This is a genomic window from Ideonella alba (assembly GCF_018069875.1).
In the GTDB taxonomy this organism is placed as follows: domain Bacteria; phylum Pseudomonadota; class Gammaproteobacteria; order Burkholderiales; family Burkholderiaceae_C; genus Ideonella; species Ideonella alba.
Window position 1 is genome coordinate 166,582 of record NZ_JAGQDF010000002.1, and the last position, 23,260, is coordinate 189,841.

The following is a 23,260-nucleotide window of genomic DNA, read 5'->3' on the forward strand; positions in this document are numbered from 1 at the left end:
GTGCAGGGGGCGCCAGCCTGCATCAGCCCGGCGGGCGACTGGCGAACAGGCAGATCGCCGCCGCCGCCGCCACGTTCAGCGATTCCTCGCCGCCCGGCTGCGGGATGCTGACGGTGTGGGCGCAACGCGCCATCAGGGCCTCGTCCACGCCCCGGCCCTCGTGGCCCAGCACCCAGGCGCAGGGGTGCGGCAGCTCGGCCTGGCCCAGCACCAGCCCGGCGTGCGAGCTGGTGGCCAGCAGCGGCACGGCCAGACCGGCCAGATCCTCTGGCGCCAGACCTTCGACCAGCTGCAGCGCGAAATGCGCCCCCATGCCGGCGCGCAGCACCTTGGGTGACCACAGCGCCGCCGTGCCCTTGATCGCCAGCACCTGGCGCACGCCAAAGGCGGCTGCGCTGCGCAGGATGCTGCCCACGTTGCCCGCGTCCTGCAGGCGGTCGAGCACCACGCTGAAGGCCCGCGGCGCCAGCGCGGTGTCGGCCGGCACGGCCAGCAAGGCGCCGATGCGCGGCGGTGACTCCAGCGTGCTGAGCGTCTTCATCAGCGCGTCGGGCACCACCACCACGCGCCGCGCCCGGTCCACCCAGCCGCGCCAGTCGGCGCGCTCATGCCAGGCGGATTCGGTGAACACCAGTTCTTCCAGCGGGCGGCCACGCTGCAGCGCCGCCCCGACCAGGTGGTCGCCCTCCAGCCAGACCTGGCCCAGCTTGCGGTAGGCGCCCGGGTCCTGGCCCAGCTTGCGGATGCGCTGCAGCAGCGGGTTGTCGCGGGCGGTGAGGATCAGCGGTTCGGTCACAGATGGCCTCCGGTGGCCAGGGCCTCGCGCACCGGACCGAAGCTCTGGCGGTGCAGCGGCGTGGCGCCGTGGGCGCGTAGCGCGGCCAGGTGTTCAGGCGTGGGGTAGCCCTTGTGGCCGGCGAAGCCATAGGCGGGGTAGGCGCGGTGCATCTCGGCGCAGAGGTGGTCGCGGTGCACCTTGGCCAGGATCGAGGCGGCCGAGATCGCCGGGACCTTGGCATCGCCCTTGACGATGGCCTCGGCCGGCACGCGGATCGCCGGCAGGCGGTTGCCGTCGACCAGCACGCGGTGGGGCAGCAGGCGCAGTCCCTCGACCGCGCGCTTCATCGCCAGCATCGTGGCGTGCAGGATGTTCAGGCTGTCGATCTCCTCGACGCTGGCTTCGGCGATCTTGAAGCACAGGGCCTTGGCGCGGATCTCGTCGAACAGGCGCTCGCGGCGCTTGGCGCTCAGCACCTTGGAGTCGGCCAGGCCCTCGATCGGGTGCAGGTCGTCCAGGATGACGGCCGCCGCCACCACCGGCCCGGCCAGTGGGCCGCGGCCGGCCTCGTCGACGCCGGCCAACAGGCCCGGTGTGTCGAAGCTCAGGGTGATCTGCTCAGGCTTGGCCGAGAACTTGCGCGATGGCATGACTGGCGCACTGCGCGGTGTCCTGGCGCAGCGAGAGGTGGAGTTCGGTGAAGCGGGCGTGCAGCGCGTCGCGCCGGGCCGGGTCGTCCAGCCAGGCCCGGCCGGCGTCGGCGATCGCCTGCGGCGTGGCGGCGTCCTGGATCAGCTCGGGCACGGCGAAGTCGCGCAGCAGGATGTTGGGCAGGCTGAACCACGGCAGGTAGGCCTTGTCCTTCATCAGCCAGTGGTTGAAGGCGTTGAGCCGGTAGACCACCACCATCGGCCGCTTGAAGAGTGCCGCCTCCAGCGTGGCGGTGCCGCTGGCGATCAGGGTCAGGTCGCAGGCGGCCAGGGCCTCGTGCGAGCGGCCGTCCAGCAACTGCACCGGCAGACCGGGCGCGTGGCGGGCGATGGCCTCGTCGATCAGCGGCCGCAGGCCCGGCGCCACCGGCAGCACCAGGCGCAGCCCGGGACGCTCACGCAGCAGGCTCTGGGCGGCCTGCAGCAGCGGCGGCGCGATGTGGGTGATCTCGCTGCGCCGGCTGCCGGGCAGCAGCGCCACCACCGTGGCCTCGTCGTCCAGACCCAGCGCCGCCCGGGCCGCAGCGCGGGGCGGCTGCAGCGGGATCAGGTCGGCCAGCGGATGGCCGACGAAGCTGGCCGGCACGCCGTGTTCGGCCAGCAGCGCCGGCTCGAAAGGGAACAGGCACAGCACATGGTCGGCGGCGGCAGCCAGCGTCTTCACGCGCTCACCACGCCAGGCCCAGATCGACGGGCAGACGAAATGCACCGTCTTCACGCCTTGCGCGCGCAGCGCGCGCTCCAGCGCGAAATTGAAGTCGGGTGCGTCGATGCCGACGAAGACCGCCGGGCGCTCGGCCAGCACGCGCTGGCGCAGCGCGCGGCGGATGGCCAGCAGTTCAGGCAGATGGCGCAGTGCGTCCACGTAGCCGAAGACCGACAGCTTGTGGCTGGGCCACCAGGCGTCGAAACCCTGGGCCTGCATCTTCGGGCCGCCGATGCCACCGGCCGACAGCCCGGGCCAGCGCGAGCGCAGGCCTTGCAGCAGCAGGCTGGCCAGAAGGTCGCCGGAGGCCTCGCCGGCCACCATCGCCAGGCGAGGGGCCGTCGATGTGTCCATGCTTGCGTCGGTGGGTGGTCAGCGCACCAGACCGCGCGTGGACGCGGCCAGGAAGTCGAGCATGGTGCGCACGTCGGGGTCGTCGGTGCCCAGCGCCTCGATCTCGCTGCGGGCCTGCTCCAGCGTCAGGCTGCCGCGGAACAGCAGCTTGTGCATCTGGCGGATCTGGCGCTGGCGATCATCGCTGAAGCCGCGGCGCTTCAGGCCGGTCAGGTTGACCGCACGCACGGCCAGCGGGTTGCCATCGACGGTCATGAACGGCGCTACGTCCTGGGCCACGTGGCCCTGGAAGCCGATCATCGCGTGCGCGCCCACGTGCACCCACTGGTGCACGCCGGTCAGGCCACCGATCACCGCCCAGTCACCCACGTGCACATGGCCAGCCAGCGTGACGTTGTTGGCCAGCACCGTGTGGCTGCCCAGGCGCACGTCGTGGGCCAGGTGCACATAGGCCATGATCCAGTTGTCGTCGCCCACCCGCGTGACACCCTGCTCCTTGAAGGTGCCGGTGTTGAAGGTGCAGAACTCGCGCACCGTGTTGCGGTCGCCGATCACCAGCTCGGTCACCTCGCCGCCATGCGACATGTCCTGCGGCATCGCGCCGATCGAGCCGAACTGGTAGAAGCGGTTGTCGCGGCCGATGGTGGTGCGGCCCTCGATCACGCAGTGCGGCCCGATGACGGTGCCGGCACCGATGCGCACCTGCGGGCCGATGATCGTGTAGGCGCCCACCTGGACGCTGTCGTCCAGCTCGGCCGCCGGGTCGACCAGCGCGGTCGGATGGATCCGGGTCATGGCCTCAGGCGATCTTGCGCATCGTGCACATCAACTCGGCCTCGGCGGCCAGTTCGCCGCCCACCAGGGCACGCGCGCTGTACTTGTAGATGCCGGCCTTGGCACGCAGGATGGTGGCTTCCAGGAAGAGCTGGTCGCCGGGCTCGACCGGGCGCTTGAAGCGCGCGCCGTCGATGCCGGCGAAGTACACCACGGTGTCGTCGCCCGGGTCGGTGTCCATCGAGGCGAAGGACAGCAGCGCCGCCGCCTGCGCCATGGCTTCCAGGATCAGCACGCCCGGCATCACCGGACGGTGCGGGAAGTGGCCCATGAAGAAGGGCTCGTTCATCGTCACGTTCTTCAGGGCCAGGACGCGCTTGTTCTTCTCGAGCTCGGTCACGCGATCCACCAGCAGGAACGGATAGCGGTGCGGAAGCCGCTTGAGGATCTGGTGGATGTCCATCACGGGAGCGCTCATGGTTCGATCTTCTTTTCAAGGGCGCGAAGGCGGCTTCGCAGGGTGTGCAACTGGCGCAGCGTGGCTGCGTTCTTTTCCCAGGACGCATTGTCGTCGATGGGGAACACGCCGCTGTACTGGCCCGGTTTGGTGAGCGAGCTCATCACGAAGCTGCCGGCACTGACATGCACGTGGTCGACGATCTCCAGGTGACCCAGCACCATGGCGGCGCCGCCAAAGGTGCAGTGCGCGCCGATGCGGGCACTGCCGGCCACGCCGACGCAGCCGGCCATCGCGGTATGGGCGCCGATGCGCACGTTGTGAGCGATCTGGATCAGGTTGTCGAGCTTGACACCATCGGCCAGCACGGTGTCGTCCAGCGCACCGCGGTCGATGCAGGTGTTGGCGCCGATGTCGACGTCGTCGCCGATCACCACGCTGCCCAGCTGCTCGATCTTCTCCCAGCGGCCCTGGTGCGGTGCGAAACCGAAGCCGTCGGAGCCGATCACCGCACCGGGCTGCAGCGTGCCGCGCGCGCCGATCACGCAGCCCGCGCCGAAGCGCACACTGGCGATCAGCCGGGTGCCTTCGCCCAGCACCGCGTCGGCACCGACCAGGCACTGCGGGCCGATCACGGCACCGGCGGCGATCCGCGCGCCGTCCTCGATCACCGCCTGGGCGCCGACGTGCGCGCTGGGGTGCAGCTCGACGCCGCGGCCGATCACGGCGCTCGGGTGCACACCGGCCGCCACCACCGGACGCCGTCGCGCGGCGAACCAGCGGGTCAGGCGGGCGTAGTAGAGGTAGGGATCGGGGGTGACGATGACCGCGGCGCCGCGGGCCAGTGCGGCCTCGCGCAGGTCTTCGCGCACCACCAGCACCCCGGCGGCGCTGCGCTCCAGCAGCGGCCGCAGCCGGGCCTGAGCGACGAAGCTGAGATCCGCCGGACCGGCGTTCTCGAGGGAGGCGATGCGCGCGACACAGCGGTCGGCATCGCCATGCAGCTCACCGCCCAGGTCGCCGATGATCTCGGCCAGGCGGATGGTCGACAGGGCGCCTGACGTCGCCGTCATGCCCTGCCGCGGTGTCACTTGCCGGCGTTGAGCGCGTCGATCACCTTCTTGGTGATGTCGACACGCGGACCGGCAAAGACCACGTCCTGCAGGATCAGGTCGTACTTCTCGGTCTCGAAGATCTGCTTGATGACCTTGCTGGCGCGTTCGCTGACCGCGGCCAGTTCCTCGTTCTTGCGCTGGTTCAGGTCTTCCAGCAGCTCGCGGCGCTTGCGTTCGAAGTCGCGCTGCTGCTCGGCCAGGTCACGTTGGCGGCGGGTGCGCTCGGCTTCGGACAGCGTGGGGCCATCCTTCTCGAGCTTCTCGAAAGCCTGGCGCAGCTTGTTGCCGGTGTCGTTCAGCTCGGTTTCGCGCTTCTTGAACTCGGCCTCGAGCTTGGCCTGGGCGGCCTTGGCGGGCGATGCCTCGCGCAGCACGCGTTCGCCGTTCACGTAGCCGATCTTCAGCTCCTGGGCCTGGGCGGCGGCGAACGAGAGCGCCAGCGCCGATGCGGCGAGCAGCGATTTCACGGGAGAGGTCATCATCAGAAAGCCGTTCCGATCTGAAACTGGAAGCGTTGGATTTTATCGCCACTGAAGGAGCGAATCGGTGTCCCCCAACTGAGCTTGAAGGGGCCCACCGGGGACACCCAGCTCACGCCGATGCCGGCGGAGGCACGCAGGTCGCGCAGCGACAGCGGCTGACCCAGGCGCCAGACGTTGCCGGCGTCGGCAAAGGCGAAGACGCGCAGCGACTTGTCATTGCCGCTGCCGGGCACCGGCAGGTAGAGCTCGCTGTTGAGGTTCAGGCGCTTGGGACCACCGTCATAGGCGCCGGTGATGTCGACGCTGCCGAAGGAGCCCTGGTCGAAGACCCGCACCGAGCCCAGACCGCCGCCATAGAAGTTCTTGAACAGCGGGTAGGGCTTGCCCCGCAGGCCGTAGCCCAGGCCGAGCTCGCCGTTGATGCCCAGCGTCAGCTTGTTGGTGATCGCGAAGTACTGCTGGTACTGGCCATTCAGGCGCGCGTAGGTGACGTCGCCCAGCAGGCTGATGTCGACGTTGACGCGCTGGTAGCGACCCTTGGTGGGCACCATCGGGTTGTCGCGCTCCTCGCGGGCCCAGCCAATGGTCAGCGGGAACGACGTGGAGTAGGCGCCGAAGGTCTCGCGGTAGGTGTAGTAGCTGTTGGGCACGCCCGAGGAGGTGCCGATGATGGTCTGCTCGACGCCCAGGCCGAAGAAGACGGTGTCGTACTCGGTGAAGGGCACGCCGAAACGCACCGCCATGCCCGGCGTGGCCAGCTGGTAGGCGTCGCCCAGGCTGTTCAGCGGCTTGGAGGTGCGGTAGTACAGGTCCAGCGCGCGCGACACGCCGTCGTCGGTGAAGTACGGGTCGACGGTGCTGATCAGCAGGTTGCGCTGCGACTTGCTGGTGTTGACGTCCACGCCCAGGTAGTTGCCCGAGCCCAGGATGTTCTCCTTGCGCACCGAGGCCGACAGCGACAGCTTGTCGTACTGCGAGAAGCCGGCGGCCAGCTGCAGCGTGCCGGTCTGCTTCTCGGTGACGTTGATCACCAGGTCCACCTGGTCCGGGGCGCCGGGCACCTCGTTGGTGTCGATCGTGACTTCCTCGAAGAAGCCCAGGCGCTCGACGCGGTCGCGCGAGAGCTTGATCTTGGCGCCGTCGTACCAGGCGGACTCGAACTGGCGGAACTCGCGGCGGATGACCTCGTCGCGGGTGACGGTGTTGCCGGCCACGTTGACGCGGCGCACATACACGCGCTGGCCGGGCTGGCCCTGGAAGACCACCACCACCTGGCCGGTCTTGCGGTCGATCTCGGTGCGTGGCTCGACGCGCGCAAAGGCATAGCCGTACGCGGCGTAGATCTCGCTGAAGGCCTTGACGGTGGCCGTGACCTCTTCGCCGCGGTAGTTCTGGCCCGGGCGCACCTGGATCTGGTCGCGGAAATCGCCGTCGCGGCCCAGGAACTCGCCGTCCAGCTTGACCGCGGTCACCACGTAGGGCTGGCCTTCGTCAACGGTGACCGTGATCGAGATGTCCTGCTTGTCCGGCGAGATCGTGACCTGGGTCGACTTGATGTCGAACTCCAGGTAGCCGCGGTTCAGGTAGTAGGAGCGGATCTTCTCGAGGTCGGCGTTGAGCTTGGTGCGGGCGTAGCGGTCCGACTTGGTGTACCAGGTGAGCCAGCCCCCGGTGGTCAGGTCCAGCAGGTCCAGCAGCGTGGACTCGGACACCGCCTGGGTGCCCAGGATGCGGATCTCGCGGATCTTGGCGATGTCGCCTTCGCTGACGGTGAAGGCGATGTTGACGCGGTTGCGCTCGATCGGGGTGACGGTGGTCGTGACCTCGGCGCCGTAGAAGCTGCGGCTCAGGTACTGGCGCTTGATCTCCTGCTCGGCGCGGTCGATCACCGCCTTGTCGAAGGGCTGGCCTTCACCGATGCCGTTGTCCTTCAGCGCCTTGGCCAGGGTGTCCTTGTCGAACTCCTTGAGACCGCTGAAGCTGACGGTGGCGATCAGCGAGCGCTCGTCGACCACCACCACCACGACCTTGCCGTCGATGTCCAGGCGCACGTCCTTGAACAGTCCGGTGGCGAACAGGGCCCGCAGCGCGGCGGAACCCTTGTCGTCGTTGTAGCTGTCACCGACCCGGAAGGGCAGCGCATTGAACACGCTGCCGGGGTCGCCGCGCTGCAGACCCTCGATGCGGATGTCTTCGATCTGGAAGGGCTCGGCAGCCCAGGCGGGGGCCACGATGGCGGCGAGCGCCATGGTCACACCAGCCGGCACCGGGCGCAGCCGGCTCGTCAGGAAAGGAAGTGGCATCGGAGGAGTCAATGCAGGCCCAGCAAGCGGGCCACGTCGTTGGACAGGGCGATGGACATCATCAGCAGGAGCACCACGGCGCCGCCTCGCTGCAGCCTGCGCAACCAGACATCCGTGACCGGACGACCGGTCAGGCCCTCGAAAAGATAATACATCAGGTGTCCGCCATCCAGGATCGGCAGCGGCAGCAGGTTCAGCACGCCCAGGCCCACACTGACGTTGGCCAGGAAGACCAGGAACTCGGTCAGGCCGACGCGCGCCGTCTGGCCGGCGTAGTCGGCAATCGTGAGCGGGCCGCTGAGGTTCTTGACCGACGCCTCGCCGATCAGCATCCGCCCCAGCATCTTCAGGCTCAGCTGGGCGGTTTCCAGCACCTGGCGAACACCTCGCAGCGCGCCTTCGATCGGCCCCATGCGCACGGTCAGCATCTGCGGCGGCTCGCCGATGTAGGCGTCAATCCGGCCGAAGACCTGGCCGCCCTCTTCCACCCGCCGTGGCTGCACCTCGAGTTGCATCACCACGCCGCTGCGGTCGATCGTCCAGCGCATCGGCTGTCCGGCGCCCTGGCGGATGCGCTCGCGCAGCGCCGCGCCGTCGGCCACCGGCACGTCGTCCACCCGCAGCACGCGGTCGCCCTGGCGCAGACCGGCCTGCTCGGCCGGTCCGCCGGCCACCAGCGTGCCCATCACCGGGTCGGTCCAGGGCCCCGGCAGGCCGATCTGGCGCCAGGTGGCGGCGTCCAGGTCGTGGCCCTGCAGCCGGTCCAGCGCGAGTGTCAGCACGCGGCGGTGGTTGCCGCGCTCATCGGTCACCTCCAGCTGCAGCGGGCGGTGCTCGGCGGCGGCCTGGGTGATGCGCCAGCGCAGATCGGTGAGCGATCGGATCTCCAGCCGCTCGTCGTCGTCGATGACCGCGTCCACGCGGTCGCCCGGCTGGAGCCCGGCCTGCGCCGCCAGGCCCGCCGCCGGCGGGGTGGCCAGGTAGGCCGCGGGCTCCCGGGTGCCGATCCAGTGCGTGGCCGTGAACAGCAGCGCGGCCAGCAGCAGGTTGGCCAGCGGCCCGGCGGCGACGATGGCCACGCGCGAGCGCAGCGGCTGCTGGTCGAAGGCCTGGGCGCGCCAGGCCTCGGGGACCGGGCCCTCGCGCGAATCGAGCATGCGCACATAGCCGCCCAAGGGCAGCAGCGACAGCGTGTATTCGGTGGACGAGGCGTCGCGCTGGCGGCGCCAGATCACGCGGCCGAAGCCGATCGAAAAGCGCAGCACCCGCACGCCGCACCAGCGGGCCACCTGGAAGTGGCCCCACTCATGGACGGCGATCAGCACGCCCAGCGTGACGAGAAAGGCCAGAACCGTGGTCATCGACAGGTCAGAGCGCCGCGCGGGCGATCAGTTCCCGTGCCGCCAGGCGGGCGCGCTGGTCCAGCGCCAGCAGTTCTTCCACCGCAGCCTGCGGCGGCAGCGCCGGGGTCACGCGCTCCAGCGTGCCCTGGTTGATGCGGTGGATGCCGTCGAAGGCCAGGCGCCGGTCCAGGAACGCCGCCACGGCTTCCTCGTTGGCGGCGTTGAGCACGGCGGTGCTGCCCTCGGGGCCGCGCAGCGCCTCCCAGGCCAGGAACAGGCCCGGGAAGCGTTCGGGGCTGGGCGCCTCGAATTCCAGTGCGCGCAGCGACAGCAGGTCCAGCGCCGACGCGCCGGATTCAATGCGCTCCGGGAAGGACAGGCCGAAGGCGATGGGCACCCGCATGTCCGGCGTGCCCAGTTGCGCCAGCACCGACTGGTCGCGGCACACCACCATCGAGTGGATGATGCTTTGCGGGTGGATCACCACCCGGATCTGCTCGGGTGTCAGGTCGAACAGCCAGCGTGCCTCGATGACCTCGAGGGCCTTGTTCATCATCGTCGCCGAATCGACCGAGATCTTGCGACCCATCACCCAGTTGGGGTGCGCGCAGGCCTCTTCCGGCGTGACCTGGGCCAGGCTGGCGCGGTCGCGCTGGCGGAACGGGCCGCCCGAGGCGGTCAGCACGATGTGGTCGATGCGCTGCTTCCAGACCGAGCGGTCCTGGGGCAGGCACTGAAAAATGGCCGAGTGCTCGGAATCGATCGGCAGCAAGGTGGCGCCGCCTTCGGCCACCGCCGCCATGAAGGCTGCGCCGCCCACGACCAGGGCTTCCTTGTTGGCCAGCAGCAGGCGCTTGCCGGCGCGCGCTGCCGCCATGCAGGGCGGCAGGCCGGCGGCGCCGACGATGGCGGCCATCACCGCATCCACCTCGGGGTGGGCGGCCAGCTCGACCAGGGCCTGTGGGCCATCGAGCACTTCGGTGCGGCTGCCGGCCTCGCGCAGGCGGCGGCGCAGCTCGGCCGCGGCGCCACTGTCCGACATTGCGGCAAAGCGCGGCGCCACTTGCAGGCACTGGGCCAGCAGCTCCTCGACGCGGGCATGGCCGGTCAGCGCAAAGGCCTCGAACCGGTCGGGGTGGCGCGCCACCACGTCCAGCGTGTTGGTGCCGATCGAGCCGGTGGCGCCGAGGATGCAGAGCTGGAGTCGTTTCATCGGTGGATCCTCGTTCAGGGCGCCAGCGAGGCCAGGGCCATCGCGGCGGGCAGCGTGGGCAGCAGCGCGTCGACCCGGTCGAGCACACCCCCATGCCCCGGCAGCAGGCGGCTCGAGTCCTTGGCCCCCACGGCGCGCTTGGCCAGCGACTCGATCAGGTCGCCCATCACGCTCAGCGCACACAGGAAGACGATGCCCAGCACCAGGCCGGGCCAACCCAGGCGCTGCTGGATGGTTTCGAAGATGCTGGGTGCCACGCCAGCCCGCGCGGGCGACAGCGCCAGCCACAGCACGGCCAGCAGCGCCACGCCGGTCATGCCCGACCAGACACCCTCCCAGCTCTTGCCCGGGCTGATCGCCGGCGCCAGCTTGCGCCGGCCGAAGCGGCGACCCCCAAAGTAGGCGGCGATGTCGGCCATCCAGACCACGCAGAAGACCGACAGCAGGAACTCCAGACCGCGCGCCCGACCAGCGCTGAGCGCCAGCCAGGCCGCACACAGCACGACCACGCCGATCACCAGGCGCAGCCCCTGCGACAGCTGCGGCCAGGCCGTGGGCCCCTTGGCCAGCGCCAGCGAGCCGCCCAGCACCCAGCAGGCGGTGGCCAGCCACCACACGGCCGGGGGCACCTGCTGCACCAGCCCCTGCGACCAGGCCAGGCCGCACAGCGCAGTCACCAGCGCACCCAGGCCCAGCGACGGGGCGAAGGCCAGGCCGTTGAGCCGACCCCATTCCCAGCCGCCAGCGCCGATCAGCACCAGGGTCAGCAGGGCGAAGGGCCAGGCCACCGGCGCCAGCAGTGCCGGCAACAGCAGCGCCAGCAGAACCAGCGCGGTGATCACGCGTTGCAGCAGCATGGACAACAGACCCGGTGGTCGATCAGGCGATCGAGGGAGTGGAACCGGCGGTCTTGACCCCACCGAAACGGCGGTCACGGCCCGCGAAGGCGGCCAGGGCGCGATCGACTTCGTGCTCGTCGAAATCGGGCCACAGGCAGTCGGTGAAATGGAACTCGGCGTAAGCGATCTGCCACAGCAGGTAGTTGCTGACGCGCAGCTCGCCCCCGGTGCGGATGAACAGGTCCGGATCGGGCGCGTAGGCCAGCGACATGCGGGCCGAAAGCGCCTCTTCGGTGAGTTGCTCCGGTGCCAGGCCCTCGGCCATCGCCCGGCGCGCGGCCTGCACGATGTCCCAGCGGCCGCCGTAGTTGAAGCAGACGGTCAGCACCAGGCCGGTGTTGGCCGCGGTGTCGGCTTCGGACTGGTTCCAGGCGGCTCGGACCTTCTCGGACACCGCACTGCGGTCGCCGACGATGCGCACCCGCACCCCCTGGCTGGCCAGCTTGCCCAGGTACTTGGCCACGCCGACCAGCACCAGGTTCATCAGGCCGGAGACCTCGTCCTCGGGGCGCTTCCAGTTCTCGGACGAAAAGGCGTAGACGGTCAGGTATTCGACGCCGCGCTTCTGGCAGTGGTCGACCACCCGGATCAGCGCGTCCATGCCGGCCTTGTGGCCCACGACGCGCGGCATGAAGCGCTTCTTGGCCCAGCGGCCGTTGCCATCCATGACGATGGCCACGTGCCGTGGGACGGCGGGATCGTGCGCGGCCACGTCAGACGGCCAGGATGTCGGCTTCCTTGGCGTGGACCAGCTTGTCGATCTCGGCCACCACCTTGTCGGTCAGCTTCTGGACATCGTCCTGGGCGCGACGCTCGTCGTCCTCGGAGATCTCCTTGTCCTTGAGCAGCTTCTTCAGGTGGTCGTTGGCATCGCGGCGCAGGTTGCGCACCGCGACCTTGGCGTTCTCGCCCTCGTGGCGGACGACCTTGGTCAGCTCCTTGCGGCGCTCCTCGGTCAGCGCGGGCATCGGCACGCGCAGCAGGTCGCCCTGGGCCGACGGGTTCAGACCCAGGTCGGACTCGCGGATGGCCTTCTCGATCTTCGCGCCCATGCCCTTTTCCCAGGGCGTGACGCTGATCGTGCGGGCGTCCAGCAGGCTGACGTTGGCGACCTGGCTGATCGGCACCATCGAGCCGTAGTAGTCCACATGGACCTGGTCCAGGATGCCCGGGTGGGCGCGACCGGTGCGGACCTTCTGCAGGTCGCTCTTGAGCGCCTCGACGGACTTGGCCATCTTGGACTCGGCGTTCTTCTTGATGTCGGCAATCGTCATGGTCGTGATCCTCAGACGTGAACCAGCGTGCCCTCGTCCTCGCCCTGCACCACGCGCTTGAGCGCGCCGGGCTTGAAGATCGAGAACACCTTGATCGGCAGCTTCTGGTCGCGGCACAGGGCGAACGCGGTGGCGTCCATCACCTGCAGGTTCTTCGCGATCGCCTCGTCGAAGCTGATGTTGGTGTAGCGCGTGGCGCTGGGGTCCTTCTTGGGGTCGGCGGTGTAGACGCCATCAACCTTGGTGGCCTTGAGCACCACCTGGGCACCGATCTCGGCGCCGCGCAGCGCGGCGGCGGTGTCGGTGGTGAAGAAGGGGTTGCCGGTGCCGGCGGCGAAGATCACCACCTTGCCCTCTTCCAGGTACTGCAGCGCCTTCGGGCGGACATAGGGCTCGACCACCTGCTCGATCGAGATGGCCGACATCACGCGGGCCGTCATGCCCTCCAGGCGCATCGTGTCGGCCAGGGCCAGCGAGTTCATCACCGTGGCCAGCATGCCCATGTAGTCGGCGGTGGCGCGGTCCATCCCCACCGAGCCGCCGGCCACGCCGCGGAAGATGTTGCCGCCGCCGATCACCACCGCCACCTCGCAGCCCAGCTGGGTCACCTCCTGCACCTCGCGCACCATGCGCACGATGGTGGCGCGGTTGATGCCGTAGGCGTCATCGCCCATCAGGGCCTCGCCGGAGAGTTTCAGCAGGATGCGCTTGTAGGCGGGCATGCAGGGGTGTCCTTGTAGGCGTCGGTCAGCAGGAAAAACAGTGTAGCCGGGCACCCCCTTGTGAGCGGCGCCCGGCGGCGGCGCTTTACGCGCCCTTGGCGGCGGCGACCTGGGCAGCCACCTCGGCCGCGAAGTCGTCGACCTTCTTCTCGATGCCTTCACCCACCACGTACAGGGTGAAGCCCTTGACGGTGGTGTTGGCCGACTTGACGTAGGCGCCCACTGTCTGCTTGCCGTCGGCGGCCTTCACGAAGACCTGGTCGAACAGCGAGACTTCCTTCAGGTACTTCTGCACCGAACCGTCGACCATCTTGGCGACGATCTCGGCCGGCTTGCCGGACTCGGCGGCCTTGGCGGCGGCCACCGAGCGCTCGCGCTCGATCAGCTCGGCCGGCACGTCGGCCGAGGTCAGCGCGACCGGCTTCATCGCGGCCACGTGCATGGCGACGTCCTTGGCGGCGACGGCGTCACCGTCGAACTCCACCACCACGCCGATGCGGGTGCCGTGCAGGTAGCCGGCCAGGGCGCTGCCCTCGAAGCGCTTGAAGCGGCGGAAAGACATGTTCTCGCCGATCTTGCCGACCAGGCCCTTGCGCACGTCTTCCAGGGTCGGGCCGAAGCCGTCCTGCTCGTAGGCCAGCGCGCCCAGGGCGGCGATGTCGGCCGGGTTGTGCTTGGCGATCAGCGCGGCGGCGCCCTGGGCCAGGGCCAGGAAGCTGTCGTTCTTGGTGACGAAGTCGGTCTCGCAGTTGACCTCGATCATGGCGCCCACGGTACCGTCGATCGCCGAGGCGACCACGCCTTCGGCGGTGACGCGCGACGCGGCCTTGCCGGCCTTGGTGCCCAGCTTGACGCGCAGGATTTCCTCGGCCTTGACCAGGTCGCCTTCGGCCTCGGTCAGCGCCTTCTTGCATTCCATCATCGGGGCGTCGGTCTTGGCGCGCAGTTCGGCAACCATGCCGGCGGTGATAGCAGCCATCGTGTGTTCTCCGTTGCTGGCGGCGGTGCCTTGGGCGCCCGCCGCGGGTTTGCTTCAGTGTTCGGTGGGGGGTGTGAAAAAGGGGCTGTGACAGCCCCTGCTTCACGACGGCGCCCGAGGGCGCCGGGAGCATCAGGCCTGCTCGTTGACCTCGACGAACTCGTCGCCGTCGGCGGCCACGGCCTGGGTCAGCTCGGTGGTGGCGTTGGCCTTGCCTTCCAGCACGGCGTCAGCCACGGCCTTGGCGTACAGCGCCACGGCCTTGGCCGAGTCGTCGTTGCCGGGGATCACGTAGTCCACGCCATCGGGCGAGTGGTTGGTGTCGACCACGCCGATCACCGGAATGCCCAGCTTCTGGGCTTCGGCCACGGCGATCTTGTGGAAGCCCACGTCGATCACGAAGATGGCGTCGGGCAGCGCGTTCATGTCCTGGATGCCGCCGATGTCCTTCTCGAGCTTGGCCAGCTCGCGGTCGAACATCAGGGCTTCCTTCTTGATGCGCATCTCGGCGCCAGAGTCCTTCTGGGCCTGCATGTCCTTGAGCTTCTTCAGCGAGCCCTTGACCGTCTTGAAGTTGGTCAGCATGCCGCCCAGCCAGCGCTGGTCAACGTAGGGCATGCCGGCGCGCTGCGCCTCGGCGGCCACCACTTCGCGCGCCTGGCGCTTGGTGCCGACGATCAGGATCGTGCCGCGCTTGGAGGCCAGCTGGCGCACGAACTTCATGGCTTCTTCGAACTTGGGAAGCGTCTTCTCCAAGTTGATGATGTGGATCTTGTTGCGATGGCCGTAAATGAACGGGGCCATCTTGGGGTTCCAGAAGCGGGTCTGGTGGCCAAAGTGGACACCGGCTTCCAGCATTTCACGCATCGACACGGACATAGGTCACTCCGAAGGTTGGGTCTAGAATCCCGACACGAATCGCTGCATGGGTTGACACCTCGTCACACCTGCTTGCAGCGACACCTGGATGGGTCGGGTTCGCGAATCGGGCCGCCCCGTCCGGCGGTGCAAGGCAAACGCCTTTCACCAACCTCACGACGAGACTCTCGGCCCGGCTTGTCTGGACGCCGCGCGATGCATCGCACCCCATGGTCCTCCAGATAAACCCGCAGAGTATAGCATCCCGCAGCGCCCCCGGCCTGGCCCGGATGCTCGAACCGATCCCGCAGGGCCGCCTGAGCTGCCGCGACCTGCTGGAACACCACCTGGCGCGCGCAGCCTCCCCTGACGCGGCGCAGGCCCACCTGCGCCTCTTCACGGCACCGGCCCGCGCCCAGGCCGATGCGCTGGACGCGCAGCGCGGCCGCGGCCAGGCGCTGCCGCCGCTGGCCGGACTGGTGCTGGGCGTCAAGGACCTGTTCGACGTCGCCGGTCAGCCCGCCACCGGCGGCTCGGTGGTGCTGGATGGCAGCAGCTCGGCGCTGAGCGGCTGGCCCGCCGCCCGGACCGCCGATGCGGGCGCCGTGGCCCGGCTGCGCGCGGCCGGCGCCGTGCTGATCGGCCACCACAACTGCACCGAGTTCGCCTTCTCCGGTGTCGGCCAGAACCCGCACCACGGCACGCCGACGAACCCGGTGACCGCGCTGCTGGACGCCACGCCGCGCATCGCTGGCGGCTCGACCAGTGGGGGCGCCCAGGCGCTGGCGCTGGGCGCCTGCATGACCGCGCTGGGCAGCGACACCGGCGGCTCGATCCGCATTCCTGCGGCCTTGTGCGGCCTGGTGGGCTACAAGTCCACCCAGTCCCTGGTGCCACGCGACGGCTGCATCCCGCTGTCCGACACCCTGGACACGGCCTGTGCGATGACGCCCGATGTCGACGGGGCGGTCCGTGTGCACGAGGTGCTGGCCGCGCGCCGCGTCGACCGCACGGCGGCACGCCTGGCCGGCAGCCGGCTGGCCCTGCCCCAGGACCTGATGCTTGACGGCCTGGAAGCGCCCGTGGCCCGTGCGCTGGAGTCCGCGCTGACGCGGCTCTCAGCCGCCGGCGCGCGGATCGAATCCCTGCGCTGCCCCCTGCTGCCCGACGGCGCGGCCCTGCAAGGCGCCTTCAGCCTGGCGGCGGTCGAGGCCCACGCCTGGCACCGCCACCGCCTGGCCCATGACGCTGCGCGCTACGACCCGCGGGTGCTGACCCGGCTGCTGCGCGGTGCTGGCGTGTCGGCCGACGACTACCTCGACCTGTGCCGCGCCCGCCGGGCCTGGATCGACGCGCTGCAATCGGCGCTGAACGGCTTCGACGCCGCGCTGAGCCCCACCGTCCCGCTGCTCGCGCCGCCGAGCGCGCCCTTGCTGTCTGACGACGACGTGTTCCACCGCACCAATGCTGCGCTGCTGCGCAATCCCTCGCTGGTCAATCTCTTCGATGGCTGTGCGATCAGCCTGCCCTGCCAGGCGCCCGGCGAGATGCCGGTGGGTCTGATGCTGTGGGCCGGCGCCGGCCGCGATGACGCTCTGCTGTGCCTGGCGCTGGACGCCGAGGCCGCGTTGGCCGGGCACGGAGGCTGACATGCATGTGGCCGTCATCGGCGCCGGCCTGGCCGGCGTGTGCAGCGCGTTCGAACTGGCCGCGGCGGGTCACCAGGTCACCGTGGTCGACCGCCACGCCGGGGTGGCCGCCGAGGGCAGCTTCGCCAACGGCGGGCTGCTGGCCGGCGCCTACACCGCCGCCTGGCAGGCGCCGGGCCTGCCCACCCGGCCGCTGGCGCCGGTGCAGGCCGGCGGCTGGGGCTGGCAAGGCCTGCGCCCGTCGGTGTGGTCGCCCTGGTGGCGCCAGCGCCAGCACCGCCGCTCGCCGCACATGGCGGCCAGCCGCTCGGCGATGCTGGCCCTCTCGCGCCTGAGCCGCGCCCGGCTGGACGAGCTGACGCTGCGCCTGGGACTGGCCCGCGAACACGCCGACGGCCTGCTGGTGCTGCTGCGCTCGGAGCGCGAGCTGGCGCAGATGCGCGCCGGTCTGGACTGGCTGGGCGAACAAGGGGTGGTGCACCACTGTGTCGATGCCGACGGCGCGCGGGCGATCGAGCCGGGCCTGAGCGCCGAGCCAGGCTTGCAAGCCGCCCTGCACTTCCCGGGCGATGCTGCGGCCAACAGCCGGCAGTTCGTCCACCAGCTGAAGACCGAAGCGCAGGCCCTGGGCGTGCGCTGGCTGTTCCAGCACCAGCTCACCGGCCTGTCCAGCGGCCTGGGCGGCGGCCCGCTGCAGCTCAGCCTGGCCGAGTCACGCGATCCGGTGCCGGCGGGACGCACCGGTGAGACGGTATCGTCGCTCAGCGTCGACGCGGTGGTGCTGTGCGCGGCGCAGGGCGCCCCGGCCCTGCTGCAGTCGCTGGGCGTTCGCCTGCCAGCGGTGGTCCACAGTGCCTGCAGCTTCACCGCGCCGCTGCGGCTGGAAGACGGCCTGCTCGATCCCACGCCGCGCGCCGCCATCCTGGACCAGCGCCAACAGATCAGCATTGCGCGCCAGGGCGACCGCGTGCGCGTGGCGGGCAGCATCCGTCCCGGTGTGCAACTGGGCCGCCCGCACCCGGCCGACATGCGGCGTCTGTACCGCGCATTGGACGACTGGTTCCCGGGCGCCGCCCACACCAGCCGCAGTCTGGAGTGGTGCGGCCCGCGCCTGGCGGTGGCCGACGGCCTGCCGGTGATCGGCCCCAGCGGCGTGCCCGGCGTGTGGCTCAACACCGCCCATGGCGCCAGCGGCTGGACCCTGGCCTGCGGCGCGGCCCTGCAGTTGGCGGCGCAGATCGGCCAGCAGGCCGCGCCGGTCGATCCGGCGCCCTTCGCGATGGAGCGCTTGCGCTAAGCTCGGCGGCATGGCCGTCGACCTGCGCCTCGTCCTTCCCGGTACCACCGCTGCGCCCCTGCACGGACTGGCGGGGTCCCGGGCGATCGAGGCCCAGGCCTGCGCCCGCGCGGGTGATTTCACGCTGATGCAGCGCGCCGGCACCGATGCCGCCCGTCTGGCCCTGGCCCGCTGGCCGCACGCGCGACGCGTCTGGGTGGCCTGCGGCCCCGGCAACAACGGTGGCGACGGCCTGGTGATGGCGCGCTGCCTGCACCAGCTGGGCCGACAGGTCACGGTCACGCACCTGAGCGGTCGCGGCACCGTCCCGGCCGATGCACAGCGTGCGCTGGCCCAGGCCGTGCAGGCTGGCGTGACCTTCGGGGACGCACCCGCCCCTGGTGCGGTGGACCTGGCGGTCGACGCCCTGCTGGGCCTGGGCCAGGATCGCCCGCCCGGCGAGGCCGTGCTTGCGCTGATCGATGCGCTGCACGCCTGCCAGGCGCCGATCCTGGCGCTGGACCTGCCCACCGGCCTGGCCGCCGACAGCGGCCAGACCCTGGGTGAACATGGCGTGCGCGCCAGCGCCACGCTGTCGCTGCTGACGCTCAAGCCGGGCCTCTTCACCGCCGACGGCCGGGACCATGCTGGCGAGATCTGGTGGTCGACATTGGGCGCCACGCTGGACGGCGCCGCGCCGGATGCCCTGCTGCTGGGCGCCGACGAGGCCCGGCGCCTGCCGCCGCGGCCCCATGCCGGACACAAGGGCGCGTTCGGCGACCTGTGGGTGCTGGGTGGTGCTGCGGGCATGCAAGGCGCGGCGGTGCTGGCGGCCCGCGCGGCGCTGGCAGCCGGCGCTGGCCGGGTCTATCTGGCCACGCTGGCCGATACCGCGGTCCACGCCCTGCCAGGCGCGCCAGCCGCGCTGATGCACCGCGACACCCACGCGCTGCGCCAGCCCGAGCGGCTGGCCGCGGCCACCGTGGTGGCCGGCTGCGGCGGCGGCAGCGACATGGGCGCCGAGTTGCCCGCACCGATCCGCCATGCAGCGCGGCTGGTGCTGGACGCCGACGCACTGAACGCCGTCGCCGCCGAGCCCGCGCTGGCCACCGCCCTGGTGGCCCGCGGCCACGCTGCCCGCCCAACCGTGCTCACGCCCCACCCGCTGGAAGCCGCGCGCCTGCTGGACAGCAGCACGCGTGCCGTGCAGGCCGACCGCCTGGCGGCCGCACGGGCGCTGGCCCGGCGCTTCGGCGCGGTGGTGGTGCTCAAGGGCTCGGGCAGCGTCATCGCCACGCCGGAGGGTCCGCCGTGGATCAACGCCACCGGCAACGCCCGGCTGGCCAGCGCCGGCACCGGCGATGTGCTCGCAGGCTGGCTGGGCGGACGCTGGGCGGCGCTGGGCGACGCCACCGACGCGGCCGCCCGTGCGGCCCGCGAGGCCGTCTGGCGCCACGGCCTGGCGGCCGACCGCGCCGGCCCGCATGTGTTGATCGCCGATTCGCTGATCGAGGCGATGCTGGCCAGCACGGCCGACGCCGCCTGACACCGCGCCGACCGGCGGAGCGGGTCAGCCGCTCATCGCCTCATCTCAGCGCCGCCGGGTCGCCTTGCGCCGGCTGCTGGTCTTGCCCGAGGCAGCGTCCTGCCGCGGCGAGGTCTTGGACTTGGCCTTGCCCGCGCCAGTACGGCCCGTGGGCGACTGGCGCGCCTTGGCCGCCTTGGTGGCACGCTTTTGCACCCGGTCCTCGGCCTCCACGCGCTCCAGCGGCGCCAGGCGCTCCTTGCCCGTCGGGCGGCCCTTGGCCAGCAGGCGGTCGGACTCGCCCTCGCGCACCATGCGGAAGTCGATGCGCCGGCCGTCCAGGTCGACCCGGCTGACCTGCACCCGCACCCGCGCGCCCACCGCATAGCGCTGGCCGCTGCGCTCGCCGCGCAGTTCCTGGCGCGCCTCGTCGAACCGGAAGTACTCGCTGCCCAGTTCGGTGATGTGGACCAGGCCCTCCACGTACAACGCGTCCAGCGTGACGAAGACGCCGAAGGTGGTGACCGCGCTGACGGTGCCCGAGTACTCCTCGCCCAGGCGTTCGCGCATGTAGCGGCACTTCAGCCAGGCCTCGACATCGCGCGAGGCCTCGTCGGCACGGCGCTCGTTGGCACTGCAATGCGCCCCCACCTGCTCCCAGCGCTCGAGCTCGGCGGCCTGGCCACGCGGCGGCTTGCCGCCCTTGCGCACCGGCGCGCCCACCAGCTCGCCGGTGCTCAGGTGGTAGCGGCGCGACTGCAGGATGGCCTTGATCACCCGGTGCACCAGCAGGTCCGGATAGCGACGGATGGGGCTGGTGAAGTGGGTGTAGGCCTGGTAGGCCAGGCCGAAGTGGCCGCTGTTGGCCGGCGTGTAGATCGCCTGCTGCATCGAGCGCAGCAGCATGGTGTGGATCTGCTGCGCGTCCGGGCGGTCCTTGGTGGCGGCGGCGATCGCCTGGAACTCGCCCGGCTTGGGGTCATCGCTGACCGACAGGCCCAGGCCCAGCGCGCGCAGGTAGTTCTGCAGGGTCTGGCGCTTCTCGGGCGTAGGCCCCTCGTGCACGCGGTAGAGCGACGCATGTTCAGCGCCGGCGATGAAGTCCGCTGCGCAGACGTTGGCGGCCAGCATGGCCTCCTCGATCAGGCGATGCGCCTCGGTGCGGGTGCGCGGCACGATCTTCTCGATGCGGCCGTTGTCGTCGCAGACGATCTGGGTCTCCGTGGTTTCGAAATCCACCGCACCACGTTGGGCGCGGGCCTTCAGCAGCGCGCGGTAGACATCGAGCAGGTCGAGCAGCTGCGGCATCAGCGCAGCGCGGCGCGTGGCTTCAGGGCCGCGGCTGTTGAGCAGCGCCGCAGCCACCTCGGTGTAGGTCAGCCGCGCATGCGAGCAGATCACCGCCGGGTAGAACTGGTAGGCGGTGACCTCGCCCTCGGCGCTGACCAGCATGTCGCAGACCATGCTCAGACGATCCACCTCGGGGTTCAGCGAGCACAGGCCGTTGGACAGCTTCTCCGGCAGCATCGGGATCACCCGGCGCGGGAAGTAGACCGAGGTGGCGCGCTCGAAGGCATCGTCGTCCAGCGCTTCGCCGGGCTTGACGTAGTGGCTGACGTCGGCGATGGCCACCAGCAGCCGCCAGCCCTTGCTGGCCTTCTTGCCCTTGCCCTGGACATGCGGTTCGCAGTAGACGGCGTCGTCGAAGTCGCGCGCGTCCTCCCCGTCGATGGTCACCAGCGGCACATCGCGCAGGTCGACGCGGTGCTTCAGGTCGGCGGCGCGCAGCTTGTCGGGCAAGGCCGCCGCCTGGGCCAGGGCCTCGGGCGAGAAGCGGTGCGGCACCTCGTACTTGCGCACCGCGATCTCGATCTCCATGCCCGGGTCGTCGATCTCGCCCAGCACCTCGGCCACGCGGCCCACCGGCTGCGAGTACATCGACGGCGGCTCGGTCAGCTCGACCGACACCACCTGGCCGGCACGCGCATTGGCCGCGGCGTTCTTCGGGATCAGGATGTCCTGGCCGTAGCGCTTGTCCTCGGGCGCGACGATCCAGCTGCCGCCCTCGTGCAGCAGGCGGCCGATGATCGGCGTCTTGCGCCGCTCGATGATGTCGACGACACGGCCCTCCGGGCGGCCCTTGCGGTCGAAGCGCAGGATGCGGGCGCGCACGCGGTCGCGGTGCAGCACCGCACGCATCTCCTGCGGCGAGAGGTACAGATCGGGTTCGCCGTCGTCGCGCTGCACGAAGCCGTGCCCGTCGCGGTGTCCGTTCACCGTGCCTTCAATCTCGGTCATGGTGACGCCCGGCAGCTTGTCGCTGCTTGAAATGATCTTTGTCTTGATGGTATAGTCCTATCTTTCGCTGATACGCGATGTTCTCACCAAAGAGCGTTGCCGTCTCGACGAAGCCCAGGTGGCGGAATTGGTAGACGCACTAGTTTCAGGTACTAGCGCTGAGAGGCGTGGAGGTTCGAGTCCTCTCCTGGGCACCAAGCATACAAAGGCCAGCATGCACATGCTGGCCTTTTTTGCTTGGAGGCCAGGAAGCAAGGCCCACTGCGGGCCTTGCGCGAGGACGAGAAAGGCCGGGCATGCAGGCCCGGCCGGGGTCGCGCCCATGTGACCGAGTCCTCTCCTGGGCACCAAGCATACAAAAGGCCAGCACGAGAGTGCTGGCCTTTTTGCATGGGCGCGACGCTGGTCGCGGTGCCGCTCGAAAAGTGGATGCGCGTTTCAAGTCGCTTGAAATCCATGCTATAGTTCAAGGCTCTGCTGATGACGAAAGTCTTCAACGCAGACATGCCCAGGTGGCGGAATTGGTAGACGCACTAGTTTCAGGTACTAGCGCTGAGAGGCGTGGAGGTTCGAGTCCTCTCCTGGGCACCAAGCATGCAAAGGCCAGCACGGAAGTGCTGGCCTTTTTTGCTTGGGGGCCAGGAAGCAAGGCCCACTGCGGGCCTTGCGCGAGGACGAGAAAGGCCGGGCATGCAAGCCCGGCCGGGGTCGCGCCCGTGTGACCGAGTCCTCTCCTGGGCACCAAGCATGCAAAGGCCAGCACGGAAGTGCTGGCCTTTTTTGCTTGGGGGACAGGAAGCAAGGCCCACTGCGGGCCTTGCGCGAGGACGAGAAAGGCCGGGCATGCAGGCCCGGCCGGGGTCGCGCCCGTGTGACCGAGTCCTCTCCTGGGCACCAGGCATGCAAAGGCCAGCACGGAAGTGCTGGCCTTTTTTGCTTCCGGTGCGACCGACCGCAGGCCGATCGCGGCGGTGCCATGACGAAGGGGCCCGCAGGCCCCTTCTCGTTGATGCTTCAGACCGACAGCTTCTTGGCCAGGCCCTCGGGACGCAGTGCGTCGTACTCCTCGAAGGGTTGGTGGATCCAGGGGCTGGTGGCCAGCGCCTCGACGTAGTAGTCGGGCGTGTAGCTCGACACCGCCTTGGTCCAGATCACCGCCGAGCGCAGTTCGGTGATGGCCGGCATGCCACGCAGGCGGTCAACCACCGCCTTGAGGGTGACGCCCGAGTCGGCCAGGTCGTCCACCAGCAGCACGCGGCCGGCCAGTTCGCCCTTGGGCATGGTGATGTACTTGGCCATGTCCAGGCGGCCCTGGATCGTGCCCGCCTCGGCGCGGTAGCTGCTGGTGCTCATGATCGCCAGCGGCTTGTCGAACACGCGCGACAGGATGTCGCCGGGGCGCATGCCGCCGCGGGCGAGGCACAGGATCTGATCGAAGGCCCAGCCGCTGTTGTGGATCTTGAGCGCCAGGCGCTCGGTCAGCAGGTGGTACTCGTCCCAGGACACGTACAGGTGCTTGCCGTCGTCGGTGAGCATGGGGTCTCC

General features: G+C 70.1%; 21 protein-coding genes and 2 tRNA genes. 5 read left to right on the forward strand and 18 right to left on the reverse strand.

Annotated features, from left to right (window positions below; all coding sequences use genetic code 11):
• Positions 1–22 precede the first annotated feature (22 nt).
• The 16 genes from KAK07_RS03725 to rpsB all read right to left on the reverse strand — a co-directional run bounded on the left by KAK07_RS03725 (position 23) and on the right by rpsB (position 14,988).
• Positions 23–796 carry a TrmH family RNA methyltransferase gene (locus tag KAK07_RS03725; protein ID WP_210859134.1) on the reverse strand — a complete coding sequence of 258 codons (774 nt, stop codon included), beginning with the start codon at positions 794–796 and terminating at the stop codon, positions 23–25.
• Positions 793–1,428, reverse strand: coding sequence for a ribonuclease HII (gene rnhB, locus KAK07_RS03730; protein ID WP_210859135.1), 636 nt, complete (start codon positions 1,426–1,428; stop codon positions 793–795). The genes KAK07_RS03725 and rnhB overlap by 4 nt, the downstream gene beginning before the upstream one ends.
• Positions 1,397–2,548: a lipid-A-disaccharide synthase gene (lpxB, locus tag KAK07_RS03735; RefSeq protein ID WP_210859136.1), complete on the reverse strand. Its 1,152-nt coding sequence runs from the start codon at positions 2,546–2,548 to the stop codon at positions 1,397–1,399. The genes rnhB and lpxB overlap by 32 nt, the downstream gene beginning before the upstream one ends.
• A gap of 18 nt (positions 2,549–2,566) precedes the next feature.
• Entirely contained in the window at positions 2,567–3,343 is a 777-nt protein-coding gene (gene lpxA, locus KAK07_RS03740) for an acyl-ACP--UDP-N-acetylglucosamine O-acyltransferase (protein WP_210859137.1), read from the reverse strand.
• Positions 3,344–3,347: 4 nt separating this feature from the next.
• A complete protein-coding gene (fabZ, locus tag KAK07_RS03745; protein ID WP_210859138.1) occupies positions 3,348–3,800 on the reverse strand; it encodes a 3-hydroxyacyl-ACP dehydratase FabZ in 453 nt (150 codons plus the stop codon).
• Complete coding sequence (gene lpxD / locus KAK07_RS03750; protein ID WP_210859145.1) at positions 3,797–4,852, reverse strand: UDP-3-O-(3-hydroxymyristoyl)glucosamine N-acyltransferase; 1,056 nt, start codon at positions 4,850–4,852, stop codon at positions 3,797–3,799. The genes fabZ and lpxD overlap by 4 nt, the downstream gene beginning before the upstream one ends.
• A gap of 14 nt (positions 4,853–4,866) precedes the next feature.
• Positions 4,867–5,361, reverse strand: coding sequence for an OmpH/Skp family outer membrane protein (locus KAK07_RS03755; RefSeq protein ID WP_310738553.1), 495 nt, complete (start codon positions 5,359–5,361; stop codon positions 4,867–4,869).
• Between the two features lie 14 nt (positions 5,362–5,375).
• Entirely contained in the window at positions 5,376–7,679 is a 2,304-nt protein-coding gene (bamA, locus tag KAK07_RS03760; protein ID WP_510602682.1) for an outer membrane protein assembly factor BamA, read from the reverse strand.
• An 8-nt stretch (positions 7,680–7,687) separates the two neighbouring features.
• A complete protein-coding gene (rseP, locus tag KAK07_RS03765) occupies positions 7,688–9,040 on the reverse strand; it encodes an RIP metalloprotease RseP (protein ID WP_210853883.1) in 1,353 nt (450 codons plus the stop codon).
• Between the two features lie 7 nt (positions 9,041–9,047).
• Positions 9,048–10,235 (reverse strand): 1-deoxy-D-xylulose-5-phosphate reductoisomerase, encoded by a 1,188-nt coding sequence (locus KAK07_RS03770; RefSeq protein ID WP_210853882.1) that lies wholly within the window; start codon positions 10,233–10,235, stop codon positions 9,048–9,050.
• A 14-nt stretch (positions 10,236–10,249) separates the two neighbouring features.
• A complete protein-coding gene (locus tag KAK07_RS03775; protein WP_210859150.1) occupies positions 10,250–11,092 on the reverse strand; it encodes a phosphatidate cytidylyltransferase in 843 nt (280 codons plus the stop codon).
• Positions 11,093–11,114: 22 nt separating this feature from the next.
• Positions 11,115–11,813 carry a polyprenyl diphosphate synthase gene (gene uppS, locus KAK07_RS03780; protein WP_310738552.1) on the reverse strand — a complete coding sequence of 233 codons (699 nt, stop codon included), beginning with the start codon at positions 11,811–11,813 and terminating at the stop codon, positions 11,115–11,117.
• Positions 11,814–11,847: 34 nt separating this feature from the next.
• Positions 11,848–12,408, reverse strand: coding sequence for a ribosome recycling factor (gene frr, locus KAK07_RS03785; RefSeq protein ID WP_210853880.1), 561 nt, complete (start codon positions 12,406–12,408; stop codon positions 11,848–11,850).
• An 11-nt stretch (positions 12,409–12,419) separates the two neighbouring features.
• The gene (gene pyrH, locus KAK07_RS03790; protein WP_210853879.1) at positions 12,420–13,130 is read right to left on the reverse strand and encodes a UMP kinase; all 711 of its coding nucleotides are present in this window, start codon (positions 13,128–13,130) and stop codon (positions 12,420–12,422) included.
• Positions 13,131–13,215: 85 nt separating this feature from the next.
• Complete coding sequence (gene tsf, locus KAK07_RS03795) at positions 13,216–14,109, reverse strand: translation elongation factor Ts (RefSeq protein ID WP_210853878.1); 894 nt, start codon at positions 14,107–14,109, stop codon at positions 13,216–13,218.
• A gap of 132 nt (positions 14,110–14,241) precedes the next feature.
• Positions 14,242–14,988, reverse strand: coding sequence for a 30S ribosomal protein S2 (gene rpsB, locus KAK07_RS03800; RefSeq protein ID WP_210853877.1), 747 nt, complete (start codon positions 14,986–14,988; stop codon positions 14,242–14,244).
• 209 nt (positions 14,989–15,197) lie between these two features.
• Here rpsB and KAK07_RS03805 point away from each other — a divergent pair, with 209 nt between their 5' ends.
• Genes KAK07_RS03805 through KAK07_RS03815 form a run of 3 tightly spaced genes read left to right on the forward strand, consistent with a single transcriptional unit; the run spans position 15,198 to position 19,438 of the window.
• Positions 15,198–16,616, forward strand: coding sequence for an amidase (locus tag KAK07_RS03805; RefSeq protein ID WP_210859152.1), 1,419 nt, complete (start codon positions 15,198–15,200; stop codon positions 16,614–16,616).
• Position 16,617: 1 nt separating this feature from the next.
• Positions 16,618–17,913: an FAD-dependent oxidoreductase gene (locus KAK07_RS03810; protein ID WP_210859160.1), complete on the forward strand. Its 1,296-nt coding sequence runs from the start codon at positions 16,618–16,620 to the stop codon at positions 17,911–17,913.
• A gap of 10 nt (positions 17,914–17,923) precedes the next feature.
• Positions 17,924–19,438 (forward strand): NAD(P)H-hydrate dehydratase, encoded by a 1,515-nt coding sequence (locus tag KAK07_RS03815; RefSeq protein WP_210859162.1) that lies wholly within the window; start codon positions 17,924–17,926, stop codon positions 19,436–19,438.
• Positions 19,439–19,483: 45 nt separating this feature from the next.
• Here the strand turns inward: KAK07_RS03815 and rnr are convergent, their stop codons facing one another.
• The gene (gene rnr / locus KAK07_RS03820; RefSeq protein WP_210859171.1) at positions 19,484–21,715 is read right to left on the reverse strand and encodes a ribonuclease R; all 2,232 of its coding nucleotides are present in this window, start codon (positions 21,713–21,715) and stop codon (positions 19,484–19,486) included.
• Between the two features lie 112 nt (positions 21,716–21,827).
• Between rnr and KAK07_RS03825 the strand changes: the two genes are divergently transcribed.
• Positions 21,828–21,912, forward strand: a tRNA-Leu gene (locus tag KAK07_RS03825).
• A 309-nt stretch (positions 21,913–22,221) separates the two neighbouring features.
• Positions 22,222–22,306, forward strand: a tRNA-Leu gene (locus KAK07_RS03830).
• A gap of 423 nt (positions 22,307–22,729) precedes the next feature.
• On the opposite strand, the gene KAK07_RS03835 is transcribed toward KAK07_RS03830, so the two are convergent.
• A complete protein-coding gene (locus KAK07_RS03835; RefSeq protein ID WP_210802197.1) occupies positions 22,730–23,251 on the reverse strand; it encodes a phosphoribosyltransferase in 522 nt (173 codons plus the stop codon).
• Positions 23,252–23,260: the final 9 nt, after the last annotated feature.

What these genes read in the sequence shown, in the direction of transcription:
- KAK07_RS03815 (WP_210859162.1), top strand. Translation starts at nt 17,924, where the DNA reads ATGGCCGTCGACCTGCGCCTCGTCCTTCCCGGTACCACCGCTGCGCCC.
- lpxA (WP_210859137.1), bottom strand. Translation starts at nt 3,343, where the DNA reads ATGACCCGGATCCATCCGACCGCGCTGGTCGACCCGGCGGCCGAGCTG.
- lpxD (WP_210859145.1), bottom strand. Translation starts at nt 4,852, where the DNA reads ATGACGGCGACGTCAGGCGCCCTGTCGACCATCCGCCTGGCCGAGATC.
- lpxB (WP_210859136.1), bottom strand. Translation starts at nt 2,548, where the DNA reads ATGGACACATCGACGGCCCCTCGCCTGGCGATGGTGGCCGGCGAGGCC.
- KAK07_RS03810 (WP_210859160.1), top strand. Translation starts at nt 16,618, where the DNA reads ATGCATGTGGCCGTCATCGGCGCCGGCCTGGCCGGCGTGTGCAGCGCG.
- tsf (WP_210853878.1), bottom strand. Translation starts at nt 14,109, where the DNA reads ATGGCTGCTATCACCGCCGGCATGGTTGCCGAACTGCGCGCCAAGACC.
- rnr (WP_210859171.1), bottom strand. Translation starts at nt 21,715, where the DNA reads ATGACCGAGATTGAAGGCACGGTGAACGGACACCGCGACGGGCACGGC.
- KAK07_RS03805 (WP_210859152.1), top strand. Translation starts at nt 15,198, where the DNA reads ATGGTCCTCCAGATAAACCCGCAGAGTATAGCATCCCGCAGCGCCCCC.
- rnhB (WP_210859135.1), bottom strand. Translation starts at nt 1,428, where the DNA reads ATGCCATCGCGCAAGTTCTCGGCCAAGCCTGAGCAGATCACCCTGAGC.
- rseP (WP_210853883.1), bottom strand. Translation starts at nt 9,040, where the DNA reads ATGACCACGGTTCTGGCCTTTCTCGTCACGCTGGGCGTGCTGATCGCC.
- KAK07_RS03770 (WP_210853882.1), bottom strand. Translation starts at nt 10,235, where the DNA reads ATGAAACGACTCCAGCTCTGCATCCTCGGCGCCACCGGCTCGATCGGC.
- pyrH (WP_210853879.1), bottom strand. Translation starts at nt 13,130, where the DNA reads ATGCCCGCCTACAAGCGCATCCTGCTGAAACTCTCCGGCGAGGCCCTG.
- frr (WP_210853880.1), bottom strand. Translation starts at nt 12,408, where the DNA reads ATGACGATTGCCGACATCAAGAAGAACGCCGAGTCCAAGATGGCCAAG.
- fabZ (WP_210859138.1), bottom strand. Translation starts at nt 3,800, where the DNA reads ATGAGCGCTCCCGTGATGGACATCCACCAGATCCTCAAGCGGCTTCCG.
- KAK07_RS03775 (WP_210859150.1), bottom strand. Translation starts at nt 11,092, where the DNA reads ATGCTGCTGCAACGCGTGATCACCGCGCTGGTTCTGCTGGCGCTGCTG.
- bamA (WP_510602682.1), bottom strand. Translation starts at nt 7,679, where the DNA reads ATGCCACTTCCTTTCCTGACGAGCCGGCTGCGCCCGGTGCCGGCTGGT.
- KAK07_RS03835 (WP_210802197.1), bottom strand. Translation starts at nt 23,251, where the DNA reads ATGCTCACCGACGACGGCAAGCACCTGTACGTGTCCTGGGACGAGTAC.
- rpsB (WP_210853877.1), bottom strand. Translation starts at nt 14,988, where the DNA reads ATGTCCGTGTCGATGCGTGAAATGCTGGAAGCCGGTGTCCACTTTGGC.